The sequence below is a fragment of the Faecalibacterium intestinale genome (genome assembly GCF_040096575.1).
In the GTDB taxonomy this organism is placed as follows: Bacteria; Bacillota; Clostridia; order Oscillospirales; family Ruminococcaceae; genus Faecalibacterium; species Faecalibacterium intestinale.
The window spans coordinates 1-24,615 of the sequence record NZ_JBBMEN010000018.1; the positions used below are offsets into that span (position 1 = coordinate 1).

Consider the following 24,615-nt stretch of genomic DNA (forward strand, 5'->3'; position numbering starts at 1 on the left):
GGTTCAGAAACGCCCGCAGGCGTTTCTGAACCCCGAAATTAAAAATAATTTTTCCGCTGAAAATGGCTAGAGCGCAGCGGAAGCCATTCTAAATCGTTACAGCACCATAAACAGCGTACCGGCGGTGATGAGGGCGCAGCCGATGAGGTTTTTGGCGGTGAAGGGCTCGTGCAGCACCACAAAAGCCAGCGCAAGGGTGATGACCACGCTCAGCTTATCAATGGGCACTACCTTGGACGCTGCACCCACCTGCAAGGCGTGGTAGTAGCACAACCAGCTTGCACCCGTGGCAAGGCCGGACAGCACCAGAAACAGCCAGCTGCGGCGGGAGATATCCGCAATGCCGGTCTGGGTGCCGGTGAGGAACACCATGCCCCAGCTCATCAGCAGCACTACCGCCGTGCGGATAGCGGTGGCAAGGGTGGAGTTGACCCCCTCGATGCCGATCTTCGCCAGAATCGAGGTAAGGGCAGCGAACACCGCAGACCCCAGCGCGTAAACGAACCACATGGCAAACACCTCCTTTTTGCCCCAGTATACGCCTTTGTGCGGCGGAATACAAGGCTGCTGACCTGTTCGCAAAAAAGGAGCCCTGAAACGCCCGCAGGCGTTTTTCAGGACTCCCCAAATGCAAGCTTGTTTTTGCCGTGCGCGGCAGACCCGCCGCTTTTACAGCTTTTCCACCATCGCTGCCACGATCTTGGTGGCAGTGGCGACATACTCCCCGATGGAGAACTTCTTCACCACCAGTACCTCGTGGCCGTCCTCGTCGGCGTTGTCGCTCATGGCGCGCAGAATGACGCAGGGCACATCGTTCTTGGCGGCGATCTGGCTTACCGCAGCGCCTTCCATCTCCACGCAGTCCGGGGCGCACTTGGCTTCAATGGCGGCTTTCGTCTCGCTGTCGCCCACAAACAGATCGCCGGTGGCGATCTTGCCCACCAGTGCCTTTACCCCGGCTTCGGCGCAGGCAGCTTCGGCGGCGGCGATCAGTTCCGGGTCGCCGGTGTATTCCTTCAAAAAGGGCGGGTTCTGACAGATCATATCCAGCTGGGCGTCGTGGTACAGCACCGTTTTGCCGATGACCACATCGCCGATGCCGATCTTGCTGGTCATGTTGCCGGCAATGCCGGAGAAGATGATCTTCTCTGCGCCGAACTTGGTAATGAGCACCTGTGTGGTGGCGGCGGCGTTGGCCTTGCCCATACCGGCGCAGCACACCACCACCTGCTTGCCGGCCAGCGTACCCTTGTGGTACTCCACGCCGCCGTAGGGCTCAACGGTGACATTTTCCAGCTTTGCACACAGCTGGTCTACTTCATCGGGCATAGCGCCCATAATACCAAAGATCATGGTGGACTCCTTTTATGGTAGGATTGCTTTCTTATAGCGACCTCGCCCTCTCAGTCAAAGCCTGTTGGCTTTGCCAGCTCCCCCAAAGGGGGAGCCCTTGGCAGTCCACGCTGACTTCATCTCTTTGCCAAGGCCTCTCCCTTTGAGGAAAGACTTCCCCCGCGCCGGGGGAAGATGTCGCGTAGCGACAAAAGGGGGAGTGTGGATTTGCGAAGCAAAGACGGAGAGGGCGAGCCCGGCAGAGTTTTACAGGGCTGCTATTCAGATATCAGACATTAAACAGGAACTCGATGACATCGCCATCGTGCACAACGTACTCTTTGCCCTCGGTGCGCTGCAGACCCTTGGCCTTGACGGCGGCGTAGTCGAAGTTGTTGGCTTCCAGATCATTATAGCCGATGACGCTGGCGCGGATGAAGCCGCGCTCGAAGTCGCTGTGGATCTTACCGGCAGCCTGCGGAGCTTTGGTGCCCTTGCGGATGGTCCATGCGCGGCACTCCTTCTTGCCGTCGGTCAGGAAGGAGATCAGGCCCAGCAGGTCGTAGCTGGCGGTGATCAGGTTGTCCAGACCGCTGGCTTCGATGCCCATCTCAGCCAGAAACGCCTTCTTTTCCTCGGGGCTGTAATCCGCGATATCCTCCTCGGTCTTGGCGCAGATGGGGATGTAGCGGGCGTCCTCCTCCTTGGCGCGGGCAGCCACCAGCGGGACGTACTTGTTGTTCTCGATGCCCTCCATCAGATCGTCCTCGCCCACGTTGCAGGCGTACAGCACCGGCTTTGCGCTCAGCAGACCCATCTCGTGCAGCACGGTCTGCTGCTCGGTGTCGGTGGGGTCGAAATCAAAGCTGCGGGCGGGCTTGCCGGTGCTCAGATGGTCGGCAAGCTGCTGCAGCCAAGCGGCCTCGGCGGCAGCGCCCTTGTTGTTGCCGCTCTTGGCAGCCTTTGCCATGCGGCCGGCGCGGTTTTGCACCACCTCAAGGTCGGAGAGGATCAGCTCGTAGTCGATGGCGTCAATATCGGCAATGGGGTCCACGGCCTCGGCCTTGGTCACGTCCTCCACCACATGGATGATGTTGTCATCGTCAAAGCAGCGCACCACGTGCACGATGGCGTCGCACTCGCGGATATGGCCAAGGAACTTGTTGCCAAGGCCTGCGCCCTGACTTGCGCCCTTCACCAGACCCGCAATGTCCACGAACTCCACGATGGCGGGGGTCTTTTTGTTGGTCTGCCAGATCTCAGCCAGCTTGTCCAGCCGCTTGTCCGGCACTGCCACGATGCCGGAGTTCGGCTCGATGGTGCAGAAGGGATAGTTTGCAGCTTCAGCATTTTTGGTGGAGGTGATGGCGTTGAACAGAGTGGACTTGCCCACGTTGGGCAGGCCGACGATACCTAACTTCATATAAAATACGCTCCTTACACGTTTTTTGGCATAACGATACATCTACCATTATACGCGATGAACCCCGCCAGCGCAAGGGGGAGGGGCTATCTTAAAGTAAGGAATCCTGAAATGATCCGGGCAGAAATGTGAAAAAAACTACACTTCCTTCTTTATTTTGTCATAACTGTTCCGTATAATAGAAGGGTAAGAGACTGTCAAAACGCCCGGAAGGGCTGAAGATACAGCAAAAACCTGCATAAAAGGGGAGGAAAACACTTATGGCAAACGAAAAGATCCTTGTGGTGGACGATGACGCCAATATCTGCGAGCTGCTGCGGCTGTACCTGACCAAGGAGGGCTATCAGGTCACTGTGGCGAACGATGGCGAAGAGGGACTGGAAAAGTTCAACGCGGTCAAGCCGGACATGGTGCTGCTGGACGTGATGATGCCCCGCATGGACGGCCTTGAGGTCTGCCGCCGCATCCGCAAGGCGGGCAACACTCCGGTAATGATGCTTACCGCCAAGGGCGAGACCTTTGACAAGGTGCTGGGGCTGGAGCTTGGCGCAGACGATTACATGGTCAAGCCTTTTGACGCAAAAGAGGTGGTGGCCCGCATCAAGGCGGTGTTGCGCCGCTGCCAGACTACCTCCGCAGCCGCCGAGAGTACCGAGGGCGTCATCGAGTTCGACAACCTCCGTCTGGATATGAACAGCTACGAGCTGCGGGTCAAGGGCAAGGTGGTGGAGGCTCCCCCCAAGGAGCTGGAGCTGCTCAACTGTCTGGCTTCCCACCCCAACCGCGTGTACACCCGCGACCAGCTGCTGGACGAGGTGTGGGGCTTTGAGTATTACGGCGACAGCCGCACCATTGATGTCCACGTCAAGCGCCTGCGCGAAAAGCTGGCCGGTGCTTCCGATAAGTGGGAGCTGAAAACCGTCTGGGGTGTGGGCTATAAGTTCGAGGTGCGTCAGTAATGCGTAAAAGTATCTCCACGGCCTTTTTCTCCATGGTGTCCACCCTGATGGTGCTGGGCATCGTGCTGATGGGCTGCTCGGAGTGGGTGCTGTTCAAGAATTATTTTGCGAAGGATCGATACGAAACACTGGATCAGGTGGTAAACGTTGCCAAGCGCACCGCGGAGTATCTGGTAAACAGCGAGACCATGCCGCAGGGCGCAGAGCTGGACGCGCTGAACACCAAGCTTGAGATCATCGGCGAGAGCGCCGAGGCGTATCTGTTTTTCACCGACCGGCAGGGCAATGTGCTCATTGCCTCCGACCCGGACAAGCTTACCACCGGCACCGTGCCGCTGGATATCTGCCAGCGCGCCAATGCAGTGGCTGACCCGGACGCCCGGCACTACCACGCTTTCGGCGATTTGGGCGGTGCCCTGACCGAAAAAAGCTATATCGCGGCGGTGGAGACCATCGACGACCAGAGCCTGTTCAGCGGCTGGCTGTTTTTGTGCTCCTCCGGCGCGCAGCTCACCGACTTCAAGCAGCAGTTCTGGTCGAACTTCCTCATGTCTGCCTGCGTGATGCTGCTGTGCGCCAGTGTGCTGACCCGCCTGTTGATGCGTCAGCTCACCGACCCGCTGCAAAAGGTCACCGATGCCGCCCAGCGCTTTGGCGGCGGCGACCTCTCCGTCCGCGTGGAGGGCGTGGAGGGCGATGGCGAGGTGGCAGACCTTGCCCGCACCTTCAACCAGATGGCGGAGAACATCCAGTCCAATGATAACTCCCGGGGGCAGTTCATGGGCAACATCGCCCACGAGCTGCGCACCCCCATGACCACCATCAAGGGCTTTGTGGACGGCATCCTGGATGGCACCATCCCGCCCGAGATGCAGAACCACTATCTGCAGCTGGTCAGCGAGGAGACCGGGCGTCTGGCGCGGCTCATCCAGAATATGCTGGATCTCTCCAAGCTGGAAAGCGGAGAGTATCAGGTGAACGCCCGGATGTTCAATATCTGGGAGACCCTGACCGGCGTGGCGCTGGCGGCAGAGCAGCGCATCAATGACGGCATGATCGAGCTGGAAGGCCTGACCATGGACGAAAAGGTGCTGGTCTACGCCGACCCCGACCTGATCCATCAGGTGGCGTATAATCTGCTGGACAACGCCATCAAGTTCACCCCGGCGGGCGGCACCATCCGCTTCAGCGTAGAAAAGCTTGGCCCCGAAGCCGAGATCTCCATCTGGAACTCCGGGCAGGGCATCAGCCCGGAGGCGCTGCCCTATGTGTTCGAGCGGTTCTACAAGGAGGATCGCTCCCGCGGCCTGCACGCCCGCGGCTCCGGCCTTGGGCTGAACATCTGCAAGGTGCTGGTCAATCTGGCCGGCGGGCAGATCCGCGTGGAGAGCCAGCAGGGCGAGTGGTGCCGCTTTGTGTTCACCCTGCCCACCTGTTCCCCCAACCCCGGCGGCATGAAGCGCCTGCCGGATGCCGCCGGTCAGCCCGGCGCAGTAGAGGACCCCGCCAGCATGAAGCCGGTAGAATAAGACCCCGCAGCCAGACTGCCCCGCCCGGGCGGTCTGGCTGCTTTGGCGTTGTCGCCGAAGAAACTCCCCCAGTCATCTCGCTGCGCTCGATGCCAGCCCCCTCGGAGATGGGGCCTTTGGCATGGCGGTAAAGTTTCCGGCTAAAGCGCAAAGCTTCCGGGTGCGCCAGAGGCTCCCTCCCCGAGGGAGCTGGCAAAGCCGATAGGCTTTGACTGAGGGAGTTTCGCCTTATGGACTTTTTGCGCTATTTACGACTTTTCAGTGAAAAAAACGGCTGCGGGTTTGATTTTTTGGCCGTTTTCATGTAAACTAAAGAGTAACCATGCCCGTGTGTTTTCCGGGCGGGAAAACCCCGCAAAATGCACAACGCATGGGATAAAAACTGCTAAAAATAACGGAGCGTAATGAAATATTATGGCCATCGTAAGTCCTTCTATTCTTTCTGCTGATTTTGGCAAGCTGGGTGCAGACTGCCGCATGGTGCTGGATGCCGGCGCACAGATGCTGCACTACGACGTGATGGACGGGCATTTTGTGCCCAACATCAGCTTTGGCGTGCCGGTGCTCAAAAGCCTGCACAAGGCGCTGCCGGATGCCTTTTACGACGTGCATCTGATGATCAGCCACCCGCTGCAATACGCCGAGCCTTTCATCAAGGCCGGTGCGACCCTGTATAATTTCCATCTGGAGTGCGAGGATGATATTCAGGCCACCATTGATGCCGTGCGTGCGCTGGGCTGCAAGGTGGGGCTGACCATCAAGCCCGGCACCCCGGCCGAAGCGCTGGCACCGTGGCTGGATCAGCTGGATCTGGTGCTGGTGATGAGCGTGGAGCCCGGCTTTGGCGGGCAGAAGTTCATGCCCTCGGCGCTGGACAAGCTCCGCTGGCTCAAGGCGGAGCGGGAAGCACGCGGCCTTTCCTACCTGCTGGAGGTGGACGGCGGCGTGGATGCCGCCACTGCACCCCTGTGCGTAGAAGCCGGTACCGACGTGCTGGTGGCGGGCAGTGCCGTGTTCGGCGCTGCCGACCCCGCTGCGGCTGTGGGCGCACTGGCCAGCCTGTAAGGAGGGCTGTATATGGATGAAGCTTTGATCCAAGAGCAGGAGCGGCAGCTGCAAAAGACCGGGCGGTACTATAGGCACGTTTTCTGGCTGTGCGTGCCGCTGCTGTGCATGGCCTGCTATTTCTACGGCGCGCGTCCGCTGCTGCTGTGCGGCGTCGCCCTGCTTACCGGCAACCTGTGCGACCGTCTGGTGGCGCTGCTGCGCCATCGGGTGTACACCAATAAAGATCTCTCCAACGAGAGTTTCAGCCTGATCATTGCCCTGCTCATGCCCGCCACCGTGGACATCTATGTGCTGGTGGTGGCAGTGCTGGCGGGCGTCCTGATCGGCAAGGAGGTCTTTGGCGGCTACGGCAGCTATCCCTTCAACCCCGCTGCCGTGGGCTACGCCGTAGCGGCAGTATCATGGCCGGAGCAGGTGGTGCGCTACCCGCAGCCCTACACCCCGCTGCCCCTGTGGGACGCTTCCGCCGTGCCGGTGAGCAGCACCATCGAGGATACCCTGCGCAGCGGCGGTATCCTGAACCTGAACTCCCTCGCTGTTGCGCTGGGCGAGTTTGCCGCCCCCATGGGCACCGGCGCAGCGCTGGTCATTCTGGCCTGCTGCCTTGTGCTGTGGACCCAGAAGGACGTGCACATCGGCGCATCAGCGAGCTTTCTCATCACCTGCGGGCTCATCGCTTTCTTCTTCCCGCGGCAGGTAGGTCTGGCAGACAGCACCCTCTTCAGCAGCCTGATGCCCCGCCTGCAGGGCATCCGGGATGAGCTGCACACCGGTGCAATGCTGTTCTGCGCGGTGTTCCTGCTCAACGAGCCATACACCTGTGCGCATCACCGGCTTGGGCGCATCCTGTACGGCGCACTGGTGGGTGCTGCCACCATGGGCTTCCGCTATTTTGGCGTGTACGAGACCGGCGTCTGCTTTGCACTGCTGGCCGTCAACAGTGTGTCCGCGCTCATTGACCGCACCGAGGAGCGGCTGTACCGTCTGCTGCACCGTCTGCCGTCCGAACGAAAGGAGGCTGCGGAATGAAAAAGCGTACTGCGGAACTGATCTTGCAAGATCCCGAAAAGTTTGCCCATCACGACCGCGTGTTCCTGAATAACCCGGTGGTCATGCAGGGCATGGGTCTGGCACCGCTGGTGGTCGTGGCTACCACCGGTCAGAACAGCCTGATGCTGGCGGCGGCGGTGGCGCTGCTGTTGGTGCCCTCCCGCGTGCTGGCCTGCCTGCTCAGCCGCCTTGTGCCCCTGCGGGACGAGGAACCCTCGCCCGCACAGCTGCAGAAAAAACTGCTGCCCCGCGCTATACTGTACGCAGCCAGCGCCGCTGTGGTGTATCTGGCGGCGTATCCCATCCTGAACCTTGTGTTCGGCACGGGTCTTTTGAACCTTGGCATCTACCTGCCCATGCTGGTAGTGGAGCCGCTTCTGACCTACCGCTTCGGCCGCGTGCAGGAGACGGTGCACAAGGCGGTTTCCAAGGGCGTGCGCATCACCGTGGGCTACGCGCTGCTGCTGCTCGTGATCGGTATGGTGCGCGAGTGGCTCAGCCTTGGCACCGTGTTCGGTGCCCCGGTGGGGCGCTGGGCGCTGCTGCCGCTGGCTAAGATGCCGGCGGGCGGCTTTATCGTGCTGGGCATCCTGTGCGCCATCTGGCGTGCCGCTGCCGCAAAGCGCAGGGAATTTCTGAAAAAGGAAGCGCAGGATACCCTGACCGTGCACTACCAGAAGGAGGTGGACCGCGAACCGTGAAGGAAGTTGTAAGCAGCTCGGCAGTGTTTTTCAGCTATGCACTGCTGGCTATTTTTGCACAGAACGCTGTCTTTACCCGTGCACTGGGCGTGTCCCGCATGGTGCAGCTGGTGGGGGACGACCGCACCAGCAGCGCGTTGTTCGGCATGATGCTGTGCATCACGCAGGTGCTGGTAGCACCCGTGGCTTTCATTGCCGGCGGATTCATCGCCCCGCTGGATAACCGCGCCCAGCTGCGCCCGCTGGTGTATATCGCCAGCATCGCCGTGGTGTGCTTGGCAGAGCATCTGGTGCTGTGGCTGCTGCGCAGCCTGCCCCGCCGCAGCCAGCTGCTGCGCATCGTGCCGCTGGCCGCGCTGAACAGCGGCGTGCTGGGCACGGTGCTGGTGGAGCGCACCCAGAGCTTTACCCTTGGCCAGAGCCTTGGCTTTGGCCTTGGCAGCGGCCTTGGCTATGTGCTGGCGGTGCTGCTGGTTACCGAAGCGCGCCACCGCCTGCGCAGCAAAGCCATCCCCAAAGCATTCCGCGGCCTGCCCATCACGCTGGTGTATATCGGCGTGCTGGCGCTGGCAATCTATGGCTTTACCGGACATTCCGTTATCCTGTAACGCAGACAGGGAGGAAAGGATACCATGGCTAAGAATAAACGTCAGAAGGTCAAGCATTATAACCGCAGCTTTTACAGCCGGGAAACGCGCGTAAAGCGCGGCATCGGCATTGTTGTGCTGGTGGCGGCAGTGCTGGCAGCCGCATGGTTTGCCGCACCCCATGTGCTGGATTGGGCCACCCACACATGGTATACCGTGGTCAAGGATCGGGACTTGGAAGCCGAAAGCGCTTCCCGCGCCGAAGCAGCCGCTTCCTCTGCGGCGGCAAGCAGCGCCGCCGCTTCGCAGGCAGCGTCTGAGCCGGAGCCGGAGAAGGAAAAGCCGCTGGACGGCAAGGCCATCACCGGCGGCAGCTGGGCAGAGCTGGACGTGACAGCCCTGACCGATGAAGCCGCCATCCGCGCCGCTGCCCGGCAGCTGAAGCAGCAGGGCGCAGACTATGCCCTTGTCACCCTGAAGGACGCCGCTGGCACGGTGTACTACGCTTCCGGGGTGGCAGCTGCTGCTCAAAGCATCACCGAAAGCCCGGTGGATGCGGCAAGCATCGCCGCCATCCTGCGGGAAGAAGGCATTATCCCGGCGGCGCAGCTTGCCGCCTTTACCGACCCGGTGTCGGTGTACACCGACCGCAGCATGGGCGTGCACTACGACGGCAACAGCCTCTGGCTGGACAACGTCAGCGCAGCCAAGGGCGGCAAGGCGTGGATGAACCCCTTTGCCGCAAGCGCGGTGCAGTATGTCGGCGACCTCATTGAAGAGGTGCAGGGCATGGGCTACGAGCAGGTGGTGCTTACCGGGGTGCAGTTCCCCAATATCATCACCCGCAAGCAGGACTTCGGCGCTTCCGGCGGCAAGAGCCGGGAGGGACGCGCCGCCCAGCTTACCGCCGATATCGCTGCGTGGCAGACCCGCTTTGCAGGCAGCGTGACCCTGTGGGTCAGCTACCCGGACGCACTGTGCACCGCCGCCACCGATGCCCTTGGCACCACCGGCGTGTCCCTTGGCATGGAGAATCTGCTGGTCACCAGCAGCACCGCACTGGACGCGGACAGCCGCGCTGCACTGGAGCAGGCCGCTGCCGACGCCGGTGTGCAGCACGTTGTGGTGCACGACGCCGCAGCATTCCGCTGAAAAGCGGCTTTTATCGCAAGTCAAAAATTAGCGCAACATTCAAACAGCATATTTGCGATATGCAATTCAACGTTGTTGCTGTTGCATTAAAAAAGTTGAATTGCAATAAAGAGGGGAGGAAACGACTATGAAACCGACTACCTGTTTTGCACCCGCACACATCCTGCTGCCTTCGGAGCAGGTGCCGCTGGAGCAGTGGGGCTGCATCGCCTGTGACCAGTTCACCAGCGACCGCAGCTACTGGCAGCGGGCAGAAAAGACCGCTGCGGGTGCGCCCAGCACTCTGAACCTGATCCTGCCGGAGGTGTATCTGGAGGACGGAGACGCTGACGCGCGGGTGGAAAAGATCCACGCCACCATGCAGGATTACGCCCAGAACGTGCTCACCCGGGCGGTGGACGGCTTTATCTATGTGGAGCGCACCGAGCAGAGCGGCCGGGTACGGCAGGGTCTTGTGGGGCGTGTGGACCTGGAAGCTTACAGCTACCGCCGTGGCGAAAAATGCACCGTGCGCCCCAGCGAGTGCACCGTGGAAAGCCGCATCCCGCCCCGCATGAAGGTGCGCACCGGCGCTGCGCTGGAAACGCCCCACATCATGATGCTGGCGGATGACCCGGACTGCACCCTCATCGAGCCCATTGCTGCCCACAAGGACAGCCTGCCCAAGGTATACGAGGGTGAGCTGATGCTGGGCGGCGGTCATGTGGCAGGCTGGGCGGTGGAGGACCCCGCCCTCATCGCGCAGATCGAAAACGCGCTGACCGTGCTGGGCAGTCAGGAAGAATTTGACAAGAAATACCCCGATGCCACCCGCCGCGACCCGCTGACGCTGGCAGTGGGCGACGGCAACCACTCGCTGGCTACCGCAAAAGCCTGCTGGGAGGAGCTGAAAAAGACCCTGACCCCGGAGCAGGCAGAGAACCACCCTGCCCGCTGGTGTCTGGCAGAGGTGTGCAACGTGCACTCCCCGGCTATCGAGATCGAGCCCATCCACCGGGTACTGTTCAACGTGGACTGCGCCACCGTGCTGCTGAGCCTCATTACATGGAGCGATTCCAACATGGCAGGCTGCTGCTTTGGCGGCAACAAAAAGCAGCCCTTTACGCTGGCAGGCCCCCACATGGCCAATGTGCTCAGCTTTGAGGACCCCACCGAGCCGCTGACTGTGGGCACCATCGACGATTTTATTTCGGATTATATCGAGCGCCACCCGGAAGCAAAGGTGGACTATGTGCATGACGAACCGGCTGTGCGCGCTTTGTGCAAGCAGGGCGCGGTGGCGTTTTTGATGCCGCCCTTCGCCAAGAGCGACCTGTTCCGCGGCGTTGTGATGGGCGGTGTGCTGCCCCGCAAGACCTTCAGCATGGGACACGCGGAGGAAAAGCGCTACTACATCGAGTGCCGGAAGATCACAGAATAAAATAGGAGAACCATGACATTTAAAGAACTGAATCTGTCCGCCCCGCTGCTGCGCGCTGTGCAGGAAGCGGGCTACGAGACCCCCTCGCCCATTCAGGCGGCGGCGATCCCGCCGGTGCTGGCAGGCCGGGATCTGATGGGCTGCGCCCAGACCGGTACCGGCAAGACGGCGGCTTTTGCGCTGCCCATGCTGGACCGGCTCACCGCCAACGCACCCCGCCGCAAGGGCGCTGTCCGCGCCCTGATTTTGACCCCCACCCGGGAGCTGGCTTTGCAGATCGGCGAAAGCTTTGAAGCCTACGGCAAGTACCTGAAACTGCGCAGCACCGTCATCTTTGGCGGCGTGGGACAGGCACCGCAGGTGGAAGCGCTGAAAAAGGGCGTGGACATCCTCATTGCCTGTCCGGGACGGCTGAACGACCTGATCGGGCAGGGCTTTATCGACCTGTCCGCACTGGAAATTTTTGTGCTGGACGAGGCCGACCGGATGCTGGACATGGGCTTTGTCCATGACGTGAAAAAGGTCATTGCAAAGCTGCCCGCCCAGCGCCAGAACCTGATGTTCAGCGCCACCATGCCCGCCGAGATCGAGCAGCTGGCTGCCGGCATCCTGCACGACCCCGCCTTTGTCAAGGTGGATCCGGTGTCCAGCACGGTCGACCGCATCCAGCAGAGCCTGTACTATGTGGAAAAGGGCAACAAGAAGCTTTTGCTGCCGTGGCTCATCAAAAATTTGCAGCCGCCGGTGGTCAACGCACTGGTGTTCAGCCGCACCAAGCACGGCGCGGATAAGATCGCAAAAGACCTGACAAAGCAGGGCATCCCCGCCGCCGCCATCCACGGCAACAAGAGCCAGACCGCCCGCGTCACCGCGCTGGAGGACTTCAAGTCCGGCAAGACCCGGGTGCTGGTGGCGACCGATATCGCCGCACGCGGCATTGATATCAGCGAGCTTTCCCATGTGTTCAACTACGACCTGCCCGAGGTGCCGGAGACCTATGTGCACCGCATCGGGCGCACCGCCCGCGCCGGTGCAGACGGCACCGCCGTCAGCTTCTGCGCCCCGGAGGAGCAGGAGTATCTGGCAGGCATCGAAAAGCTGAACCGCCGCAAGATCCCGGTGGTATCCGGCCATCCGTGGGACGGCGTGCCCGCCCCGGTGCGCCCGGTGCTGCCCGTGCGCGGCAAAAAGCCCCGCCCCGAAGCAGAAAAACCGGCCGAAGCGCCGAAAAAACAGGCCGAAACTGCGCCCGCAAAAGCTGCAAAGGCAGCTGCGCCCGCGCCGAAGCAGGAGCCGAAGGCCGCAAAGAACGCGGTGCCTGCAAAACCGAAAAAAGAGGAAACATTGATGCAAGACAGCAACGCAAAGCGCGGGGTCCGCAACGACCGCCGCGCCAACAACCGGGGCGCAAACGCCCCCAAGGAGACGGCAGCGCCCCGCACCCGCCGCGAGAATGCCGCCCCCGCCCGGGGCAGCAACGCCCAGCCCAAGTTCGACCCCCATTTTGTCAGCGCCCCGGAGGCCACCCCGCTGCGCCCGGCACGCAAGATCCCTGCCGCCCCGGCAGCACCCGCTATCCGCAGCGCACAGGAGCCCCAGAATAACCAGAACGCAAACCGCAGCGGCAGCCGCCGCAATGACCGCAGCGACCGGGGTGAACAGCGCAATGCCCGCCCCGCAGCCCAGAGCAACAACGCCCGTCCTGCCCGCAATGAGCGCGGCAGCGCCGGCAATCAGAACCGCGCCCCCAAGGCCGAGCCTGCCCGCCGCGGCCGCAATGCCGCCGCCCGGGACGAGGACCCGGGGCTGATGCTCATCAGCCGCCGCCCGCCCCAGCAGAAGTACACCAGCTTTGAGGAGTATATGGACGCCCACGGCGGTGCTACCGCACCCATTGAGGATCACAGCGAAGAAGTATGAGCCGGAACGAAGCCTTTGCCCCGTGGCAGTGCCCCCTGTGCGGCGGTGCGCTGCAAGGGGAGAATGACCTGAAATGTGAAAAAGGCCACTGCTTTGACCGTGCCCGGGAGGGCTACTGGCATCTTTTGCCGGTGCAGAGTATGCGCACCAAAGCCCCCGGGGACAGCAAGGAGATGGTTGCCGCCCGCCGCGCCTTCCTGAACGCCGGATACTACGGCATCTTTGGGCAGGCGCTGGGGGAACTGTGCCTTGCCCACGGCGTGCCCGCCGCGAAGGACGCCCCGCTGCATCTGCTGGATGCAGGCTGCGGCGAGGGCTGGTACGACCGCTGCATCGCGCAGCAGTTCGCGGCGGCAGAAAAGCCGCTGCAGCTGGCCGGGTTCGATATCGCAAAGCCCGCCGTGCGGCTGGCTGCAAAGGCGCTGCCTGCCGCGCAGTATGCAGTGGCGTCCAGCTTCAGCCAGCCGGTGCGCACCGGCTGGGCAGACGTGCTGCTGAACTGCTTTTCGCCCTTTGCACAGGAGGAGTTCAGCCGGGTGCTGCGCCCGGGCGGGCGCATGATCTACGTTGTGCCGGGGGCAGAGCATCTGTACCAGATGAAGGCCGTGCTCTACGAAAAGCCCTACAAAAATCCGGTGCAGCAGGTGGAGTACCCGGGTTTCCGCGCCATCGACGAGCGGGAGGTGCAGGGCACCATCACCGTGCCCGCCGCCCAGCTGGAAGCCCTGTTCGCCATGACCCCCTACTACTGGAAAACGCCCCGCGACGGTGCCGCCCGCCTTGCGGCTCTGCCGCAGCTCACCACCACCATCGCCTTCCGCTTTCTGGTGTTTGAAAAGCTGTAATAAGATACAAAAGGACTGCCGTGCAGATGTACGGCAGTCCTTTTTTGTGCCCGTCCAACGCCTGTCGATTTTCACAAGAACTGGCATACTAATATATCAATTATGCTCAAAAGCGATAAAATCTATTTACAATCCATCTGATTTGTGATACGCTTTGCACAGATTCCGACGGCGCGATACTGTCGAAATGTCCGTTGGACCCGGCAGCAGGGCGTTTGCTGTACAGCTTCGGGCGGCTTTGTTCTGCACAAATGAGCCGTCTGCATTTAAAAGGAGAAATGATGATGAACAGAAGAGACTTTATGAAGCTTTCCGCCGCTTCTGCCGTGACCATGGGCGCAGTGGCTGGCATGGCGCCCGCATCCTTTGCTGAGAACGCTGGCGTGCACACCGATGCTGAGGTGCAGGCCATGGTGGCAGAGGAACTCCGTCTCTCCCGCGAGGTGGCCTTTTATCCGGCTGCTTTCCGGGGCGATTTTGACAAGTTCTATGTGTTGTTCCACAAGCTGTCCCGCGCTCAGTACGAGAAGGTGGACGGTGCAGCTGCGCCCGGCATCAATGCTTCTCACTACGATATGTGTGTTGCTCTGACCAATGCCCGCAAGGCGCTGCGCCAGATCAAGGACCCCAAGAGCACCGTTTGGGAAATTTGGGGAGATCAGATGGCCGTGGAATCTCCGCTGCCCACCAACTGGGAAAATTGCTACGATAACGAGGGCTTCCGTCCCTTCCTGAACCCGTACCTGCTGCGAGATCAGGGCAAGGTGAAGGGCAACGTGATCATTATTGCAGGCGGCGGCAGCACCCACCGCAACAACGTGGTGGAGGGCTATCCTGTGGCCGAGTTCTTCAACAAGAACGGCTACAACGCCTTTGTGCTGCAGCGCCGCGTCAACCCTTATGCCGCTGTGGATCAGCGGCTGGATCTGGCACGCGCCATCCGCTACATCCGCCACAACGCCTCTGAAAAACACATCGGCAAGACCGATATCATGATCGCTGTGGGCTTCTCTGCTGGCGGCATGAATGTGATGCAGGTGGTGGCCGACCAGTTCGGCACTACGAATACCCCGGATAAGGTCTACCCCAGCTACGTCTGCGATGCTGTGGACTATGAGAGCGCTGACCTGAATGTGGCAATCCCCATCTACGGACTGTTCGTCACCGGTCTGGACTTCACGAAGAATCCCAACCTGCCCCCGGTCTTTGGTGTTGTGGGGCAGAAGGACGGCCTGAGCGCTATGATGCTGCCCTCTCTGCCGGAGTGCGCGAATACCTTCAAAGATTTTAGCTTCTATCTGGCACCCGATGCGCCCCACGGTGTGGGCTTGGGCACTGGCACCAAGGGCTATGTGGATTACTACACCCAGATCGCCCAATGGCCGGATATGGCGGTGAACTTTATCGAGAGCCGTCTGGGTCTGGTGGAAAAGAAGATCGACATGGACTCCGTGGGCTTTGCATGGTAAGCTGTCCTGACAGAAGTTCCTGAAAAAACAACGACCCGCCGCACCTCCTTCAGTGCGGCGGGTCATTGTTTATAAAAATGGTTATGTATGATACTCCATCCACTTGCCCTTCCATGCATACAGGATCATGAGCACTGCGCCCAGACCCCAGCTGACGGGATAGAGGATGAACACGCCCTCGATGCCGGAAAAGAAGGGCAGCAGGAACTGGATCCACACCACCCGGAACAGGCACAGCGAGACCAGCAGCACCACCATGGGCGGGATGCTGGCACCCGTGCCGCGCACGGCACCGGCAAGGCCGTGCAGGATGCTGAGCAGGAAGTAGAACGGGCAGAACCATCGCATGGCCAGCTTGCCGTAGGTGACCACGGCCTCGTCGGCGGTGAACAGGTGCAGGATGGCATCCTGCCCGGCCAGCAGGGCAGCGCCGGTGCAAAGGGTGTAGATGACCCCGATGGCAAGGGTGACCCACACCGAGCGCTTTACCCGGTCCAGACGCCCCGCACCGTAGTTCTGCCCCACAAAGGTGGTGGCAGCCATGCTGATGCTGCTCACCGGCAGAATGTTGAAGCCGTCGATCTTCATGTAGGCTGCAAAGCCTGCCATGGCGGCGGCGCCGTAGCTGTTCACGCTGGCCTGCACCAGCACGTTGGAAAAGGAGATGACCATGTTCTGGATGCCGGTGGGCAGACCCACCCGGATAATGCGGCCTGCCATTTTGCGGTGCAGCCGGATGGCGGAAAGCTCCACCCGGCAGGCGTCCTCGCTTTTCATCAGAAAGCGCAGGCTCAGCACGCAGGACACCAGCTGGCTTAAGTCGGTGGCGATGGCAGCACCTGCCACTCCCATCCGCAGCCCCACAATGAACACAAGGTCCAGCACGATATTGGTCACCGACGCCCATGCCAGATACACCAGCGAACGCCGGGAGTTGCCGGCGGCGTTCAGGATGCCGGCGGTCATGTTATACACCACGCTGAACAGCACCCCGCCAAAATAGATGCGGATATAGGTCACGGCGTCCGCCAGCACCTCGGCGGGGGTGTTCATGGCTACCAGCAAAGCGCGCCCGCAGGCAACGCCGCCCACGGTCAGCAAAAGCCCCATGACCACCGCAATAGCAAGGGCAGTGTGCACCGCCTCGCGGGTCTCCTTGTGGTCGCCCGCGCCCAGATACTGCGAGACCACCACGCCCGCACCTACGGCAAGTCCCTGACTGAAGCCGATGAGCAGGTAGATGGGCGACCCGCTGGAGCCCACGGCGGCAAGGGCGTTGCTGCCCACAAAATTGCCCACGATGATGCTGTCGGCGGTATTATACATCTGCTGCAGCAGGTTGCCGAAGATCAGCGGCAGGGCAAACAGCAGCAGGCTTTTTACAATGCTGCCCTCGGTCATAAGGGTAGCGGTATTCCGTGTTTTTACGGCGGCCATGGGGTTCCTCCTCTCAGCGCAAAAAATCGCTTGTATCCCCTAGCATAGCACAAACCCCGCCTTGGGACAAGGGGACGGCTGACGATTTAAAATGGCTTCCGCTGCGCTCTAGCCATCTTCAGCGGAATTATTATTTTTATTTCGCGTTTGTCGCGCTCTGCGGAGCGCTCCAAACGCTATTTTCACGAGAGGAGTCCTGACGGTAAACGGCAGCGCCGCGCTTTCGAAGAAAGCGGTGCTGCAAATGCTGTTCCCGGTTACGACCCCACTTGTGAAAAAGGGGTTCTGAAAAGCCCGCAGGCTTTTCAGAACCCACAAATTAAAAATCTTTTTTCCGCTGATGATGCGCAGAGCAACGCGGAGCGCATTCTAAATCGTCTCGCCCGCCGACAACAGCGGCGGCGCGGGGCTGCCGTGCAGCTTACGGGCAAGGTAGTTTTGGGTAATGCGCACCACCGTGCCGGACAGCGCAATTACGCCGATGAGGTTCGGCAGCATCATCAGGCCGTTGAAGGTGTCGGAAAGCGTCCACGCAAGGTCCAGCCGCATCACTGCGCCCATCGGCATCAGCGCTACGAACAGCACCCGGTAGCCTGCCCCTGCCCCCGCACCAAAAAGATACTCCACAGCCTTGCAGCCGTAGCAGCTCCAGCCAAGGGTGGTGGAATAGGCGAACAGCAGAATGCACACCGCGATGAGCTTTGACCCCAGCGTGCCGAACACGGCGTCAAAGGCCTGCCCCACCAGCGCACTGCCCGCCGCCCCGGCGGCAATGCGCCCGGTGTCCAGATCCACACAGCCGGAGGTCAGCACCACCAGCGCCGTCAGGGTGCACACCACCATGGTGTCCGCAAACACCTCAAAAATGCCCCACATCCCCTGTTGCACCGGCTCTTTTACGTTGGAAGCCGCGTGCACCATCACCGAGGAGCCAAGCCCCGCCTCGTTGGAAAAAGCACCCCGCTTGAAGCCCCATGTGATCGCCCGGGACAGCCCGTAGCCTACGATGCCCCCACCGGCGGCGCGCAGCCCGAACGCACCATTTACGATGGCGGCAAGCGCCGCCGGAACGGCGGTGATGTGCACCCCCACCACGGTGAGCGCACCCACGATGTACAGCAGCGCCATGGCGGGGACAAGCCTTTCCGCCACCGCAGCCACACGCTTGAGCCCGCCCAGCAAAATCACCGCCGACACTGCCGCCAGCACCGCGCCGGTAACGGCTTCCGGCACGCTAAAGGCCGCTTTCAGGTTGCCCGCGATGGAATTGAGCTGGCTCAGGTTGCCGATGCCAAAGCTTGCCAGCGCACAAAACGCGGCAAACAGCACCGCCAGCACCAGCCCCGGCTTGCCGCCAAGGCCGTCCCGCAGGTAGTACATCGGCCCGCCGCGCCAGCCGCCCGCCGGGTCTTTGCGGCGGTAGTAGATACCCAGCACGTTCTCGGCGTAGCTGGTCATCATGCCCAGCAGCGCCATGACCCACATCCAGAACACCGCCCCCGCCCCGCCGGAAAGGATGGCGGTGGCCACCCCCACAAGGTTGCCGGTGCCGATGGTGGACGCCAGCGCGGTGCACAGGCTCTGGAACTGGCTGATGGCCTGTTCCTCGCGGGCGGTATGGGCGGTGACGCTCCGGTCGGTCAGGATAGCACCGAGGGTGTGCCGCATCCAGTAGCCCCACCGCCGCAGCTGGAAGCCCCCGGTGCGCACCGTCAGCAGCAGCCCGGTGCCGAAGAGCAGCCCCAGCCCCACCGGCCCCCACACGATGCCGTTCACGACCTCGATTCCCCGCATGAACCGCTCTGGCATCCTGTGGCCTCCTTTGCTGATGAAAAGTTTCTGCCTGCTTTCAGCGTGCAAAGACGCTCCGCTGGGCCAGAGGCAGGGAGGGGTGTTCCGACTCCCCCCTCCCTACCTCTGGACTCCACCCACCCCGCAACGGGTCAAGGGCTACACGCCCTTGACAATCCTAAAGAAGAAGTCGAAGCACAAAAAAGCTAGCGCTGCGCCAGTCGGCGCTAGCGCTTTAACGCTTTTTCGCTTCTCCATTTATAGCCCCTCAGTCGCTGCGCGACAGCTCCCCCGAGGGGGAGCGAGCACACCCGGAAAGTTTGCAGTTTAACCGCAAACTTTCCCGCCATGCCAAAGGCTCCCTCCCCGAGGGAGCTGGCAAAACCGTCAGGTTTTGACTGAGGGAGTTTCCTTACCATCCTATGCAGCGCCATTACTCCTCATGCGGTGCGGGCAGCGGAGATTTATCAGGGTCGGGTGCGGGAAGGGGTTCCAGTGTCAGCCAGAAATCCTCCTGCTCCTCACGGTCTTTTTCGTTGTTTTTTTCTGTTTGATCCATACAGCATCCCTGCCTTTCTGCATAAAGGGTCGCCCGGTGGGCTATGCTTTATGCACAAAAAGGAGGAAAGAGCCATGAAACACGCAAAACGCAGCGGCTGGCGTCCCTTCTGGGCGGCGCTGTGCGCCGCCCTGCTGGTGCTGCTGCCGCTGGTGGGCGGCACGGTGCTGCTCAGCCGCGCTCAGCTGCGCAGCAGTCTGCGGCAGGCCGCAAAAAGCCAGAGCGGGGTGCCCATCCGTCTGCCCAAAGCCACCGACCGGTGCACCGTGCTGCTGTGCGTGGCAGACGAGACCCCGGGCTTTGTGCTGGCCTACCTGAACGCCGGGCAGAACTGCATCCATCTGCTGGCGGTGCCCGCCGCGCTGGAAGTGCCCTTTGGGGGCAAAAATGTCCCCCTTTCGGACTGTTACGCCGCCGCAGGCCCTGCCCGCTGCCGGGAAGCGCTGGGCGAGGTGTTCGCCCTGCCGGAGGATACCGACTATCTTGCCATCGCCCCGGCGGTGCTGACAAAGCTTGCGGCGCGGTACGGCGCAGTGCGGGTGGGTTTTACCGGGGCGCTCACCCCGGAGCAGCTGGCGCGGTACGGCAAGGGCACCGGGGTGCAGGGCATTTCTGCCGCCGACGCCCACAGCTTTTTAGCGGCGCTGGATGCTGACACTTCTCTTTCGCCCCGGCGCAGCGCCGCCGCCCGGGCGGCGGTGTGGGATGCGTTTTTCCGTCAGGCGCTGGAGCTGCTGCCCACCACCCTGCCGCAGGGTCTGCGGGAGGTGAGCAGCAGCCTGCTGACCAGCCTGACCGCCGTAGACCTTGCTACACTGGAACGCACGCTGGAATTTTTAGCCACCAGCGCCGAGCCGGTGGACATCACCGCCGATGCCCTGCCCGGGGAGTGGGCGGGCGGGCACTATACGGTGTCCGATGCTTCCCGGGCGGCGGTGCAGAGCTTTTTTAACCTCTCCCCGGCGGCGGCGCAGTCCGCGTCCGGCAGTGAGCCGTAACCCAGCACCAGCGTCCCGGCGGCAGAGTGTGCCGTGCCGGTCAGGTCGTAGTCGCTCAGCAGGGAACAGCGCACCCCGTACTGCCGGGCAGCCGCCCGCAGGGCGGCGTCCGGCGGCGGGTCTTTCAGCTGTGCCAACAGGTGCAGACCGGTGTGCAGCCCCGCAAGGGTCAGCTCTTCCGGTGCAAAGGAACTGCGCAGCGCCGCCGCCAGCGCATCCCGGCGGGCTTTGTAGGCGGTGCGCTCCCGCGCCAAGTGCCGGGTGAAATACCCCCCGGTGATAAAGCGCGCCAGCGTCTGCTGCTCAAACCGCCCTACCGTGCCGGAGTAGAGCTCGTATTTTTCCTGCCACGCGCCCAGCAGCTGCCGGGGCAGTACCATGTAGGCAATGCGGATGCCCGGGGCAAGGCTGCGGGAGCAGGTGGACAGGTACACCACCGGGCCGTCTGCGCCCGCCATGCCCTGCAAGCTGGGCAGCGGGCGGGTGTCAAAACGGAACTCGGAGTCGTAGTCGTCCTCAATGATGTACCGCCGCCCCGGGGCGCGGGCTGCCCAGTGCAGCAATTCTGCCCGGCGTCCGGCGGGCATGGTGACCCCGGTGGGAAACTGGTGGCTGGGGGTGACATAGCACACTGCCGCATCGCTGGCGGAAAGGGCGGTCAGCGACAGCCCGTCCGCGTCCACCGGCAGACAGCGGCAGGGCACACCGTTGTTTTCCAGCACCTGCCGGGCGCGGGGGTAGCCGGGGGTCTCCACGGCGGCGGGGCCGGGCAGCAGCGGGGCCAGCAGTCCCAGCAGATATTCCAGCCCTGCGCCCACCACCAGCTGTTCCGGGTCGCACTGCACGCCCCGGTACTCGGCCAGATACCCTGCCAGCGCCTGCCGCAGGGCGGCATCGCCCCGGGCATCCCCGGGGGTGAGCAGTTCCGGCGCGGAGTAAAGCAGCTCCTTTTGCAGCCGTGCCCATGTGCGGAAGGGGAACAGCCCCGGGTCCACGCCCCGGGTGGATAGATCGAACTGCACCGGCGGGGCAGCATCGGCGGGGGGCGCTGCCGCCGGTGCAGAGGGTGCGGTGGGCGGCTGCGTCCCCTGCGGCAGGGCAAGATACTCCTGCACCGTGAAGCCGCTGCGCTCCCGGGCAGTCAGGTAGCCCTCGGCTGCCAGCATCTGGTAGGCGGTGTCCACCGTGTTCACTGAGACCGACAGCTCCGCCGCCAGCCGCCGCTTGCCGGGCATCCGGGTGCCCGCCGTCAGGGTGCCTGCCCGCATCTCGGCGGCAAGGCTGCGGTAGAGCTGCTCGTACAGCGGCACCGCCGAAGCCGGGTCCAGTGCCGTGGTCAGATGTACCATAGAATGTCCCTCCTGTCTGGACATTGCGTCAAACTGACCCCATAAAAAAACTTTGTTCTGGGTATTTTCATAGGGTCAGTTCTGCGTATAATAGGAGCATACCCGCCGAACAACCAAATGTCAAGTGGTTTTGTGGGGTTATCGGCGCGATTGGAGGGAAAGTATCATGTCTACTACTGCAATGTGGCTGCTGCTGGCAGTCGTCGTTATCCTGATCCTGTTTTTCAGTGTGCTGTACAAGCGCCGCTTTACGGTGCACGAGCTGGCGCTTACCGGCGTGATGGCTGCGCTGAGCTTAGTGGCCTACCTGTTCTTCCGCATCCCGTTCTACGGCGGCTCCTCGTTCCATCTGGGCAACACCTTTACTGCCCTGACGGCGCTGCTGCTGGACGGTGTATCCGGCGGTCTGGCGGGTGCCATCGGTCTGGCGCTGGCAGATATCCTTGCCGGTGACCCGGGCTACGCCATTACCACCTTTGTGCTCAAGTTTATCATCGGCATCACCTGCGGTGCCGTGGCACATAAGGTGTTCAAGCTGCGGGATCAGGATCGTCACAGCGCCGGGTATCTGGTCAAGGTGATCGTCTCTGCGGGTTCCGGCCTGCTTTTGAACGTGTTCACCGACCCCTTCCTTGGCTACTTCCGCAACGTGTACATCTTTGGGCAGGAGTACACCGTGGCACAGGCGCTGACCAAGATCGCCGGCGGCGTCACCTTTGTGAACAGTGTGGCTTCCACTGCCTGCGCCGTGGTGCTGTATCTGGCACTGCGCCCCGCACTGGAGCGTGCAAAGCTGCTTTCCAAGGGCGAGTAAAAATAAAAAGGGCTCCTGAAGCGCCAGCTGGCGCTTCAGGAGCCTTTTTTGTTACCGTTTTCGGCTGCAAAGGTGCTTTGCGGCGTCTCGCCCGGCGGCAAGGCCGCTGCCGAACGCCCAGTGCAGGTTGAAGCCGCCGCAGCTTCCGGCGCAGTCCAACGTTTCCCCCACGAAGTACAGCGCCGGACAGCCCCTGAACTGGAAGGTGGACTCTACCTCGGTCAGAGCAAGCCCGCCGCCGGTGGTCTGCGCCTGCCGCCAGCCGCAGGGGGTAAGCCCCTCGAACCGCCAGTGCTTGGCGGTGTGGGCAAGCTTCTGCCAGCTGCCTGCGGGCAGGGCGTGGGGGGCAGTATCCGGCAGGGCGGCGGCAGCCCAGAGGGCGCGGCCAAGCTTGCCGTGCAAAAGCCCCAGCCAGAACGCCGCCGCCGTGTCCTCGGCAAGCAGCGGTACACGCGCCGCAAACAGGGCGGCAAGCTCTGTCTCCGGCACAGCGGGGAAGAGATCAAGCTCCACTGCCGGGTGCTTCGGGCTGCGCCCGGGGGCAAGCAGGCCGGACAGCTGCATGATGCAGATGCCGGAAAGCCCGTAGTCGGTAAACTGCACTTCGCCCATTTCTTCAGCCAATACCCGGTCGCCGTCCAGCAGGCGGGCAGCGGCCTTGGCGCGGATGCCCGCAAGGCTCTTGTTCGGCTTTGCGCATTGCAGGGCGGTCAGGCAGGGGTAGAGCGGGCGCATCTGCCCGCCGCAGGCGGCGGCAAAGCGGGTGCCGAAGCCGTCCGTGCCGAACTGCGGCCCGGCAGCACCGCCCATGGCGCAGATAACGGCATCTGCCCGCAGGCTTTCCATATCGCCCTCGGGGTTTGCAAATTGTACGGCGTAGCCGCCCTTGCTCTGCCGCAGGGTGCTTACCGTGCAGCCGGTGCGCAGCTGTACCTTGTGCCGCTGCAAATGCAGCTCCAGCAGCGCCAGCACGTCGGCGGCCTGATTGGAATAGGGGTACACCCGCCCGGCTTCATCGGTGCGGGTGTACAGCCCCAGCTGCTCGAACCACGCCAGCGGCGCGGCGGCATCCACCGCCGCCAGCAAAGGCCGCAGCGCGGCGGGGTCGGCGGTGAAATATTTCTCCGGCGCGATGGCGGTGTTGTCCAGATTGCAGCGGCCGTTGCCGGTAGCCAGCAGCTTTTTGCCCACCTTGGGGTTGCGCTCCAGCACCGTGACGCGGGCAGCGGGTGCGGCCTGTGCAGCCGCCAGCGCAGCGGCCAGTCCGGCGGCACCGCCGCCCAGAATAAGGATGTGTGCCATGCGGACACCTGCTTTCTTTGGGTTTATTCCTATTTATTGTAGCAGAACCCCGCCCGGAACGCAATGCGGCGGGCAAAGCAAAAAATGCGCTGCCGGTATAATTTGCCGCCGCTGACAGATACTACATACAAAGGAAACCAAAAGGAGGACACTATAAATGAAAGCAACCGGTATCGTGCGCCGCATCGACGAGCTTGGCAGGGTGGTGATCCCCAAGGAGATCCGCCGCACCCAGCGCATCCGGCGGGGCGACCCGCTGGAGATCTTTACCACCGGCGACGGGGAAGTGATCTTTAAAAAGTACTCGCCCATGGGCGAGGTGAACACCCTTGCCGCTCAGCTGGCAGAGGTGCTCAGCCGCCAGTTTGCGCTGACCGCCTTTGTGTGCGACAGGGACCGCATTCTGGCGGTCAGCGGCAGCGGGCGGCGGGAGCTGGCAGACCGCAGCATAAGCCAGCCGCTGGAAAAGCTGATGGAAGCCCGCAAGCCCTACCAGAGCCCCGGCAACCCGGAAAAGACCCTGCTGCCCTGCGAGGGCGCACCCCGGGTGCTGCTATGCGCCGCGCCGGTGCTGGCGGGCGGGGACGTGACCGGCGCGGTGGGTCTGTTGACCGAGGACCGCGCCGCCTGCCCGGAGGACGCCCAGTGCAAGGCAGTGGCGGTGGCAGCGGCCTTTCTGGCAAAGCAGATGGAGGAATAAGGCGGGACGATTTTGAATGGCCTCCGCTGCGCTCTGGCCATCATCAGCGGAAAACATTTTATATTTCGGGGTACAGAAACGCCTGCGGGCGTTTCTGTACCCCATTTTCACGGGTTGGGGTCGTGGGAAACAAACTCCCCCAGTCATCGCTGCGCGATGCCAGCCCCCTCTGGGATGGGGTCTTTGGCATAGCGGTACAGTTTCCGGCTA

At 62.3% G+C, this 24,615-nt stretch carries 22 protein-coding genes; 14 read left to right on the plus strand and 8 right to left on the minus strand.

Features of this window, described 5'->3' with window-relative positions; translation table 11 throughout:
• Window positions 1-96 precede the first annotated feature (96 nt).
• From WMO20_RS10930 to ychF, 3 genes are all read right to left on the minus strand, one after another.
• Entirely contained in the window at window positions 97-510 is a 414-nt protein-coding gene (locus WMO20_RS10930) for an EamA family transporter (protein WP_113992508.1), read from the minus strand.
• A 159-nt stretch (window positions 511-669) separates the two neighbouring features.
• Complete coding sequence (locus tag WMO20_RS10935; protein ID WP_112091656.1) at window positions 670-1,353, minus strand: 5'-methylthioadenosine/adenosylhomocysteine nucleosidase; 684 nt, start codon at window positions 1,351-1,353, stop codon at window positions 670-672.
• A gap of 268 nt (window positions 1,354-1,621) precedes the next feature.
• Window positions 1,622-2,755 (minus strand): redox-regulated ATPase YchF, encoded by a 1,134-nt coding sequence (gene ychF, locus WMO20_RS10940; protein ID WP_349186856.1) that lies wholly within the window; start codon window positions 2,753-2,755, stop codon window positions 1,622-1,624.
• A 260-nt stretch (window positions 2,756-3,015) separates the two neighbouring features.
• Here ychF and WMO20_RS10945 point away from each other — a divergent pair, with 260 nt between their 5' ends.
• The 11 genes from WMO20_RS10945 to WMO20_RS10995 all read left to right on the plus strand — a co-directional run bounded on the left by WMO20_RS10945 (window position 3,016) and on the right by WMO20_RS10995 (window position 15,455).
• Window positions 3,016-3,714 (plus strand): response regulator transcription factor, encoded by a 699-nt coding sequence (locus WMO20_RS10945; RefSeq protein WP_005921458.1) that lies wholly within the window; start codon window positions 3,016-3,018, stop codon window positions 3,712-3,714.
• Window positions 3,714-5,243, plus strand: a complete 1,530-nt coding sequence (locus WMO20_RS10950) for a sensor histidine kinase (protein ID WP_117949502.1) — start codon at window positions 3,714-3,716, stop codon at window positions 5,241-5,243. The genes WMO20_RS10945 and WMO20_RS10950 overlap by 1 nt, the downstream gene beginning before the upstream one ends.
• A 414-nt stretch (window positions 5,244-5,657) precedes the next feature.
• Entirely contained in the window at window positions 5,658-6,308 is a 651-nt protein-coding gene (gene rpe, locus WMO20_RS10955; RefSeq protein WP_349186857.1) for a ribulose-phosphate 3-epimerase, read from the plus strand.
• Between the two features lie 12 nt (window positions 6,309-6,320).
• A complete protein-coding gene (locus tag WMO20_RS10960; RefSeq protein ID WP_349186858.1) occupies window positions 6,321-7,340 on the plus strand; it encodes an RnfABCDGE type electron transport complex subunit D in 1,020 nt (339 codons plus the stop codon).
• Window positions 7,337-8,062, plus strand: a complete 726-nt coding sequence (locus tag WMO20_RS10965) for an Rnf-Nqr domain containing protein (protein ID WP_097783287.1) — start codon at window positions 7,337-7,339, stop codon at window positions 8,060-8,062. The genes WMO20_RS10960 and WMO20_RS10965 overlap by 4 nt, the downstream gene beginning before the upstream one ends.
• On the plus strand, window positions 8,059-8,670 hold the full coding sequence (locus tag WMO20_RS10970) for an Rnf-Nqr domain containing protein (RefSeq protein WP_349186859.1): 612 nt from the start codon (window positions 8,059-8,061) through the stop codon (window positions 8,668-8,670). Before WMO20_RS10965 ends, WMO20_RS10970 begins: the two co-directional genes overlap by 4 nt.
• Window positions 8,671-8,694: 24 nt before the next feature.
• Window positions 8,695-9,801 carry a putative glycoside hydrolase gene (locus WMO20_RS10975; protein WP_349186860.1) on the plus strand — a complete coding sequence of 369 codons (1,107 nt, stop codon included), beginning with the start codon at window positions 8,695-8,697 and terminating at the stop codon, window positions 9,799-9,801.
• 127 nt (window positions 9,802-9,928) lie between these two features.
• Window positions 9,929-11,221, plus strand: a complete 1,293-nt coding sequence (locus WMO20_RS10980) for a DUF1015 domain-containing protein (protein ID WP_349186861.1) — start codon at window positions 9,929-9,931, stop codon at window positions 11,219-11,221.
• 12 nt (window positions 11,222-11,233) lie between these two features.
• Window positions 11,234-13,141 carry a DEAD/DEAH box helicase gene (locus WMO20_RS10985; protein ID WP_349186862.1) on the plus strand — a complete coding sequence of 636 codons (1,908 nt, stop codon included), beginning with the start codon at window positions 11,234-11,236 and terminating at the stop codon, window positions 13,139-13,141.
• A complete protein-coding gene (locus WMO20_RS10990; protein ID WP_015537599.1) occupies window positions 13,138-13,986 on the plus strand; it encodes a putative RNA methyltransferase in 849 nt (282 codons plus the stop codon). Before WMO20_RS10985 ends, WMO20_RS10990 begins: the two co-directional genes overlap by 4 nt.
• Window positions 13,987-14,267: 281 nt before the next feature.
• On the plus strand, window positions 14,268-15,455 hold the full coding sequence (locus tag WMO20_RS10995) for a twin-arginine translocation signal domain-containing protein (RefSeq protein ID WP_242983270.1): 1,188 nt from the start codon (window positions 14,268-14,270) through the stop codon (window positions 15,453-15,455).
• Window positions 15,456-15,536: 81 nt separating this feature from the next.
• Here WMO20_RS10995 and WMO20_RS11000 read toward each other — a convergent pair whose 3' ends face one another.
• The 3 genes from WMO20_RS11000 to WMO20_RS11010 all read right to left on the minus strand — a co-directional run bounded on the left by WMO20_RS11000 (window position 15,537) and on the right by WMO20_RS11010 (window position 19,242).
• Window positions 15,537-16,892, minus strand: coding sequence for an MATE family efflux transporter (locus WMO20_RS11000; protein WP_349186863.1), 1,356 nt, complete (start codon window positions 16,890-16,892; stop codon window positions 15,537-15,539).
• A 369-nt stretch (window positions 16,893-17,261) separates the two neighbouring features.
• Entirely contained in the window at window positions 17,262-18,701 is a 1,440-nt protein-coding gene (locus tag WMO20_RS11005) for an alanine/glycine:cation symporter family protein (RefSeq protein ID WP_349186864.1), read from the minus strand.
• A gap of 415 nt (window positions 18,702-19,116) precedes the next feature.
• Entirely contained in the window at window positions 19,117-19,242 is a 126-nt protein-coding gene (locus WMO20_RS11010) for a hypothetical protein (protein ID WP_349186865.1), read from the minus strand.
• A 74-nt stretch (window positions 19,243-19,316) separates the two neighbouring features.
• Between WMO20_RS11010 and WMO20_RS11015 the strand changes: the two genes are divergently transcribed.
• Window positions 19,317-20,240 (plus strand): hypothetical protein, encoded by a 924-nt coding sequence (locus WMO20_RS11015; protein WP_349186866.1) that lies wholly within the window; start codon window positions 19,317-19,319, stop codon window positions 20,238-20,240.
• Here WMO20_RS11015 and pdxR read toward each other — a convergent pair.
• Window positions 20,147-21,589, minus strand: a complete 1,443-nt coding sequence (pdxR, locus tag WMO20_RS11020; protein ID WP_349186867.1) for a MocR-like pyridoxine biosynthesis transcription factor PdxR — start codon at window positions 21,587-21,589, stop codon at window positions 20,147-20,149. The genes WMO20_RS11015 and pdxR overlap by 94 nt on opposite strands.
• A 166-nt stretch (window positions 21,590-21,755) precedes the next feature.
• On the opposite strand from pdxR, the gene WMO20_RS11025 reads away from it, so the two are divergent.
• Window positions 21,756-22,403: an ECF transporter S component gene (locus WMO20_RS11025; protein WP_238057081.1), complete on the plus strand. Its 648-nt coding sequence runs from the start codon at window positions 21,756-21,758 to the stop codon at window positions 22,401-22,403.
• A 51-nt stretch (window positions 22,404-22,454) separates the two neighbouring features.
• Here WMO20_RS11025 and WMO20_RS11030 read toward each other — a convergent pair whose 3' ends face one another.
• Window positions 22,455-23,705 carry an aminoacetone oxidase family FAD-binding enzyme gene (locus WMO20_RS11030; RefSeq protein ID WP_349186868.1) on the minus strand — a complete coding sequence of 417 codons (1,251 nt, stop codon included), beginning with the start codon at window positions 23,703-23,705 and terminating at the stop codon, window positions 22,455-22,457.
• 157 nt (window positions 23,706-23,862) lie between these two features.
• On the opposite strand from WMO20_RS11030, the gene WMO20_RS11035 reads away from it, so the two are divergent.
• Window positions 23,863-24,405: a stage V sporulation T C-terminal domain-containing protein gene (locus tag WMO20_RS11035; protein WP_349186869.1), complete on the plus strand. Its 543-nt coding sequence runs from the start codon at window positions 23,863-23,865 to the stop codon at window positions 24,403-24,405.
• Window positions 24,406-24,615: the final 210 nt, after the last annotated feature.

Excerpts from the sequence above, each read along its gene's own strand:
- WMO20_RS11030 (WP_349186868.1), bottom strand. The coding sequence starts at position 23,705 with ATGGCACACATCCTTATTCTGGGCGGCGGTGCCGCCGGACTGGCCGCT.
- WMO20_RS11005 (WP_349186864.1), bottom strand. The coding sequence starts at position 18,701 with ATGCCAGAGCGGTTCATGCGGGGAATCGAGGTCGTGAACGGCATCGTG.
- WMO20_RS10950 (WP_117949502.1), top strand. The coding sequence starts at position 3,714 with ATGCGTAAAAGTATCTCCACGGCCTTTTTCTCCATGGTGTCCACCCTG.
- WMO20_RS10935 (WP_112091656.1), bottom strand. The coding sequence starts at position 1,353 with ATGATCTTTGGTATTATGGGCGCTATGCCCGATGAAGTAGACCAGCTG.
- WMO20_RS10965 (WP_097783287.1), top strand. The coding sequence starts at position 7,337 with ATGAAAAAGCGTACTGCGGAACTGATCTTGCAAGATCCCGAAAAGTTT.
- WMO20_RS11025 (WP_238057081.1), top strand. The coding sequence starts at position 21,756 with ATGTCTACTACTGCAATGTGGCTGCTGCTGGCAGTCGTCGTTATCCTG.
- WMO20_RS11000 (WP_349186863.1), bottom strand. The coding sequence starts at position 16,892 with ATGGCCGCCGTAAAAACACGGAATACCGCTACCCTTATGACCGAGGGC.
- WMO20_RS10995 (WP_242983270.1), top strand. The coding sequence starts at position 14,268 with ATGATGAACAGAAGAGACTTTATGAAGCTTTCCGCCGCTTCTGCCGTG.
- rpe (WP_349186857.1), top strand. The coding sequence starts at position 5,658 with ATGGCCATCGTAAGTCCTTCTATTCTTTCTGCTGATTTTGGCAAGCTG.
- WMO20_RS10945 (WP_005921458.1), top strand. The coding sequence starts at position 3,016 with ATGGCAAACGAAAAGATCCTTGTGGTGGACGATGACGCCAATATCTGC.
- pdxR (WP_349186867.1), bottom strand. The coding sequence starts at position 21,589 with ATGGTACATCTGACCACGGCACTGGACCCGGCTTCGGCGGTGCCGCTG.
- WMO20_RS10990 (WP_015537599.1), top strand. The coding sequence starts at position 13,138 with ATGAGCCGGAACGAAGCCTTTGCCCCGTGGCAGTGCCCCCTGTGCGGC.
- WMO20_RS10975 (WP_349186860.1), top strand. The coding sequence starts at position 8,695 with ATGGCTAAGAATAAACGTCAGAAGGTCAAGCATTATAACCGCAGCTTT.
- WMO20_RS11010 (WP_349186865.1), bottom strand. The coding sequence starts at position 19,242 with ATGGATCAAACAGAAAAAAACAACGAAAAAGACCGTGAGGAGCAGGAG.
- WMO20_RS11015 (WP_349186866.1), top strand. The coding sequence starts at position 19,317 with ATGAAACACGCAAAACGCAGCGGCTGGCGTCCCTTCTGGGCGGCGCTG.
- WMO20_RS10960 (WP_349186858.1), top strand. The coding sequence starts at position 6,321 with ATGGATGAAGCTTTGATCCAAGAGCAGGAGCGGCAGCTGCAAAAGACC.
- WMO20_RS10930 (WP_113992508.1), bottom strand. The coding sequence starts at position 510 with ATGTGGTTCGTTTACGCGCTGGGGTCTGCGGTGTTCGCTGCCCTTACC.
- WMO20_RS10980 (WP_349186861.1), top strand. The coding sequence starts at position 9,929 with ATGAAACCGACTACCTGTTTTGCACCCGCACACATCCTGCTGCCTTCG.
- ychF (WP_349186856.1), bottom strand. The coding sequence starts at position 2,755 with ATGAAGTTAGGTATCGTCGGCCTGCCCAACGTGGGCAAGTCCACTCTG.
- WMO20_RS10985 (WP_349186862.1), top strand. The coding sequence starts at position 11,234 with ATGACATTTAAAGAACTGAATCTGTCCGCCCCGCTGCTGCGCGCTGTG.
- WMO20_RS11035 (WP_349186869.1), top strand. The coding sequence starts at position 23,863 with ATGAAAGCAACCGGTATCGTGCGCCGCATCGACGAGCTTGGCAGGGTG.